This is a genomic window from Chromohalobacter sp. HP20-39, assembly GCF_033052815.1.
Taxonomy (GTDB): domain Bacteria; phylum Pseudomonadota; class Gammaproteobacteria; order Pseudomonadales; family Halomonadaceae; genus Chromohalobacter.
In genome coordinates, this window is record NZ_JAWHTP010000832.1 from 1 (window position 1) to 258 (window position 258).

Below are 258 nucleotides of genomic sequence, written 5' to 3' on the forward strand. Positions count from 1 at the left end.
GGCTCACGCCGGCAAAGCTGGCGGAATACTTCGAGGGCGACTCGATGCTGCCCCTACGCGACGACATGGCGCCCCGCATTCTCGCGGCGGCCCAGGCTTCCACGGGTACCGCAGTCAATAGTCGGCTCCTGCGTGTTGCTGGCCAGATCGTGCGCGATGGAAAATACGTGATTCGTAGCTCCGACAAGGCGGCAGAGTTGTTCGCGCGCGCCTGGTTGGCGGGCGACCCGACCGCAGCGGCGAACAACGCGCAGCTCT

The 258-nt window shown here is 65.9% G+C and carries 1 protein-coding gene; it reads left to right on the forward strand.

Annotated features, from left to right (window positions below; all coding sequences use genetic code 11):
- Positions 1-258, forward strand: a 258-nt coding sequence (locus RVY79_RS20285; protein ID WP_317466387.1) for a hypothetical protein, incomplete at both ends; no start/stop codon positions are given.